The sequence below is a fragment of the Actinotalea sp. genome (assembly GCF_041597215.1).
Taxonomy (GTDB): Bacteria; Actinomycetota; Actinomycetes; order Actinomycetales; family Cellulomonadaceae; genus Actinotalea.
This window is the reverse complement of the sequence record NZ_JBFHHB010000271.1, coordinates 1-4,075: the sequence shown is the minus strand read 5'-3', so window position 1 is coordinate 4,075 and position 4,075 is coordinate 1. Positions and strand designations below refer to the sequence as shown.

Annotated in this window: 4 protein-coding genes; 1 reads left to right on the top strand and 3 read right to left on the bottom strand. The window is 72.0% G+C overall.

All coding sequences use genetic code 11. The features are described from left to right. From aguA to ABWK99_RS14375, 3 genes are all read right to left on the bottom strand, one after another. A partial coding sequence (gene aguA, locus ABWK99_RS14385; protein WP_372595388.1) for an agmatine deiminase occupies positions 1–1,028 on the bottom strand: 1,028 nt, incomplete at its 3' end. Further along, on the bottom strand, positions 994–1,341 hold the full coding sequence (locus ABWK99_RS14380; protein WP_372595387.1) for a hypothetical protein: 348 nt from the start codon (positions 1,339–1,341) through the stop codon (positions 994–996). The genes ABWK99_RS14380 and aguA, both read right to left, overlap by 35 nt. Before the next feature lie 242 nt (positions 1,342–1,583). Further along, positions 1,584–2,636, bottom strand: coding sequence for an aldo/keto reductase (locus ABWK99_RS14375; protein ID WP_372595386.1), 1,053 nt, complete (start codon positions 2,634–2,636; stop codon positions 1,584–1,586). 219 nt (positions 2,637–2,855) lie between these two features. Here ABWK99_RS14375 and ABWK99_RS14370 point away from each other — a divergent pair, with 219 nt between their 5' ends. Beyond that, complete coding sequence (locus ABWK99_RS14370) at positions 2,856–3,980, top strand: glycosyltransferase family 4 protein (RefSeq protein ID WP_372595385.1); 1,125 nt, start codon at positions 2,856–2,858, stop codon at positions 3,978–3,980. The last annotated feature ends 95 nt before the right edge of the window (positions 3,981–4,075 follow it).

Genomic DNA, 4,075 nt, shown 5'->3' with positions numbered 1-4,075 from the left:
GGCACGGTCACGACCCGGCGCGGGGCGAACATCTCGGTGTAGGCGGCGACCGCGGCGTCGTCGTGCTGGTCGTCGAAGACCGGCAGCACGACGATGTCGTTGCCGATGTAGGAGTTCACGTAGGAGCCGGCGAGCCGGTCCCCCTCCTCGCGCGGGAGCGTGCCCTGCACGGCGTCGACGCCGGCCGCCTCCTCCGCGGTGATGAACACCGGTCCGGGCTGCTGGAGCTTGACCACCTCGAGCGTGCGGCCCTTCGCGTCCGTGAGGGACTCGAGGATCGTCAGGGCAGCCATGGACCGCTCGTACTGCGGGTCGGTCTCGTCGTCCGTCCAGGTGAGCATGACCTGGCCGGGGCGGGTGAACCGGCAGAAGTTGTCGATGTGCCCGTTCGTCTCGTCGAGGTACACGCCGTACGGGAGCCAGATGACGACCTCGACGCCGAGGTAGTCCTTGAGCAGCGCCTCGATCTCCTCCCGGGACTTGTCCGGGTTGCGCCCCTCGGAGAGCAGGCACTCCTCGGTGACCAGGAGTGTCCCCTCGCCGTCGACGTCGATCGCGCCGCCCTCCAGGACGAACGGCGCCTTGTAGCGGTCGGCACCCTCGATCTCGCAGACCTTGCGGGCCACGGCGTCGTCCTGCGCCCAGGGGAAGTACAGGCCGTCGACCAGCCCGCCCCAGGCGTTGAAGTCCCAGTCCACGCCACGGACGTCACCCTGGTCGTCGACGACGAAGGTCGGCCCGCAGTCGCGGATCCAGGAGTCGTCGTTGGACATCTCCACGACCCGGATCTGCTCGGGCAGCTCGCTTCGTGCGTTGTCGTACTGGCGGGCCGAGACCGCAACCGTGACCTGCTCGGTCTGCGCGATCGCGGTGGCGACCGCGGCGAAGGCCGCCTGGGCGGGCTTGCCGCCGAGCCGCCAGTTGTCCGGGCGCTCCGGCCAGAGGAGCCAGGCTCCGCTGTGGTGCGCCCACTCCCCCGGCATCCGGTAGCCGTCAGCCGCAGGGGTCGAGTCGATGGTGCGAGCCATGATGCGTCAGCCTCTCGTGATCAGTTCTCGACGTCAGCGAACTGACGACGCAGGGTATCGGGGTCCTCGCCACGCCCGAGCTGCGGCGGGTCCACTGCGGGGACTTCCAGCAGAAGTACTCCTGGAAGCCGACGGTCACGGCAACGCCCACGAGGATCGAACCGGTCACCGCGAAGGAGAAGTCCCAGGGGTTCCACACGAAGAACACAGCGGCGAGTGCGAGGAGGACGGTGGGGACCCACGTCAGGGCCCAGGTGAGGTCGAAGCCGCCCGGGACGCGGTAGTGGCGCGCCCGGTTCGACGGGCGTGCCATGGTCGGCGTGCCATGGTCGGCGTGCCCGTCTCCAGGCTGCGGACGTCGACTCGGCGGCCCGGGCATGCGCCATCGGCTGCAGGAGCAGGTCGTTGCGATCGGTGACGAGGAGGTCGTCGAGCCGAGCGGGACCTCTGCAGCGGCCGCGACGGCGCGGTGGGTCACAGCACCCGAGCCGCCCCTGCCGAAGACCCGTACCGGCGTCGAGCCCGCCCCCGTCAGGACCCTGCTGGCGACGGACCTCAGCGCAGGTAGGGCCGCAGCCGGGGCAGGTCGGCAGGGCCGAGGCGATCGGCAGCGGTCTGCGCCTGGTGCCACAGCGGGTACCTCAACGGCTCGGCGCTCACGGCGTCCAGCCGCGCGATCTCCTCGGCGCTCAGCACGAGGTCGCCGGCGGCGAGGCTGTCGCGCAGCTGCTCGGTGGTGCGCGCCCCGACGATGAGCGAGGTCACCCCCGGCTTGGTCAAGGTCCACGCGAGGCTGACCCGCGCCGCCGAGACGCCGTGGTCCGCGCCGATCGCGACGGCGGTCTCGATGATGTCGTAGAGCGTGGCCTCGTCGTGCACCGGCGGCTCGGACCAGTCGGTCAGGTGACGGCTGCCCTCGGGTGCGGAGCCGTCCCTGCGGTACTTGCCGGAGAGCAGCCCCCCGGCGAGCGGGCTCCACACGAGGACGCCGAGCCCCTGGTCGAGGGTGACGGGCACGAGCTCGTCCTCGGGATGCCGGTTGTGCAGCGAGTAGTAGATCTGCTGGCTGACGAAGCGTTCGTACCCCCGCAGGGTCGAGACGCCGAGCGCCTTCATCAGGTGCCAGGCGGAGTAGTTCGAGACCCCGATGTAGCGGACCTTCCCGCTGCGCACCATGTCGTCGAGGGCGCTGAGGGTCTCCTCCAGCGGGGTGATCCCGTCCCACTCGTGCACCTGGTACAGGTCGATGTGATCCGTGCCCAGCCGGCGAAGGCTCGCCTCGACCGCACGCACGAGGTGGTGCCGCGACAGGCCCGCATCGTTCGGCCCGGCGCCCATGGCCATGCGCGCCTTGGTCGCCACGAGCCACTCGTCGCGCTTGGCGCCGAGCGCCTTGCCCAGGATCTCCTCCGAGGCGCCGTCGGAGTAGACGTCGGCCGTGTCGACGAGGTTGACCCCCGCCTCGTGCGCGACGTCGAGCTGCTCACGCGCGCCCTCGACGCCGATCTGACCGATCACGCTCGCCCAGCCGGTGCCGCCGAAGCCCATCGTGCCGAGGGTGAAGGTCGAGACCCGCAGTCCCGAGCGACCGAGCTGCCTGTACTCCATGAGGGACTCCTCGTCGTCGTGGCCCTGGCCTCGCGCGGGTGACCCCGCCGGGCCCCGCAACTGTCTCCCTCCGGTGGCGGAGCTGTCCAACGTGCCGGAGCGATCGCACTGTGCACCCGGGGCGATGCCTGAAGCGACGGCGGAGCGTTCGACTCCTGGTCATCCGTACGCCCCCCTGGCGTCACCGTGCGGGCACCCGCCCCTGGTGACCTGGACCCTGTGCGCGTCGCGATCGTCACCGAGTCGTTCCTCCCGCAGGTGAACGGGGTCACGAACTCCGTCCTGCAGGTCCTGCGACACCTCCGGCGCGAGGGTCACGACGCCCTGGTCCTGGCCCCCGGAGATCCCCCGCGCCGGGTGCACGGGGCCCGCGTCGTCGCGCTGCGCTCCATCCCGTTGCCCGGATACACGCAGTTCCGGCTGGGAGTGCCGACCGCACGTGCCATCGCTCGAGAGCTCGAGGCCTTCGCCCCGGACGTGGTGCACCTCGCCTCGCCGTTCACCACCGGCAACCCCGCCGTTCGTGCGGCCGGCCGCCTGGACCTCCCCGTGGTGGCGGTCTACCAGACCGACATCGCCGGGTTCGCTCAGCGCTACGGGTTCCCCGGCGCGGCGGATGCGACCTGGCGCTGGGTCCGGTCCATCCACGACCACGCGGACCGCACGCTCGCCCCGTCCACGATCGCCGCGACCGACCTGGCCGAGCACGGGGTCGACCGCGTGCACCTGTGGCGCCGCGGAGTGGACACCGCGGCATTCAGCCCTCGGCACCGTGACGCGCGATGGCGGCGCCGGCTGGCCCCGCGCGGAGAGGTCCTCGTCGGTTTCGTCGGACGACTCGCCGCCGAGAAGCAGATCGAGGACCTGCGCGGGGTGGACGCGCTCGACGGCGTCCGCGTCGTGGTCGTCGGCGCAGGGCCCGAGGAGGCGGCGCTGCGCGGCGCCCTTCCCCGAGCGTCGTTCCTGGGGCAACTGACCGGCCCGGCGCTCTCGCGTGCGGTCGCCTCGCTCGACATCGCGGTGCAGACGGGCCCCTACGAGACCTTCTGCCAGTCAGCGCAGGAGGCGATGGCGAGCGGGGTCCCCGTGGTGGCCGTCGGTGCCGGCGGGGTGGCCGAGCTCGTCGAACCGAGCCGCACCGGCTGGCTCTACCCCCCGGGAGACCTGGACGCGCTGACCGCGCGGGTCGCCGACCTGGCGGGCGACGCGGCCAAGAGGCGGGCGATGGGCCGCGCCGCGCAGGAGGCGGTGCGTTCGCGCACCTGGCCAGTGGTGTGCGAACAGCTGATGGACCACTACGTCGCGGCGATCACCCGGCGTCGCGCCGGGTCCGTCCGGGTCTGATCCGGGTGCCCACCGCCCACCCCGCCCCCGCGTGCTCGACGTCCCACACCCGCCCGAGGATCGGAGCCGTCCGATGAGCACCCTCCAACGTCCGG

Excerpts from the sequence above, each read along its gene's own strand:
- ABWK99_RS14375 (WP_372595386.1), bottom strand. The coding sequence starts at position 2,636 with ATGGAGTACAGGCAGCTCGGTCGCTCGGGACTGCGGGTCTCGACCTTC.
- ABWK99_RS14380 (WP_372595387.1), bottom strand. The coding sequence starts at position 1,341 with ATGGCACGCCCGTCGAACCGGGCGCGCCACTACCGCGTCCCGGGCGGC.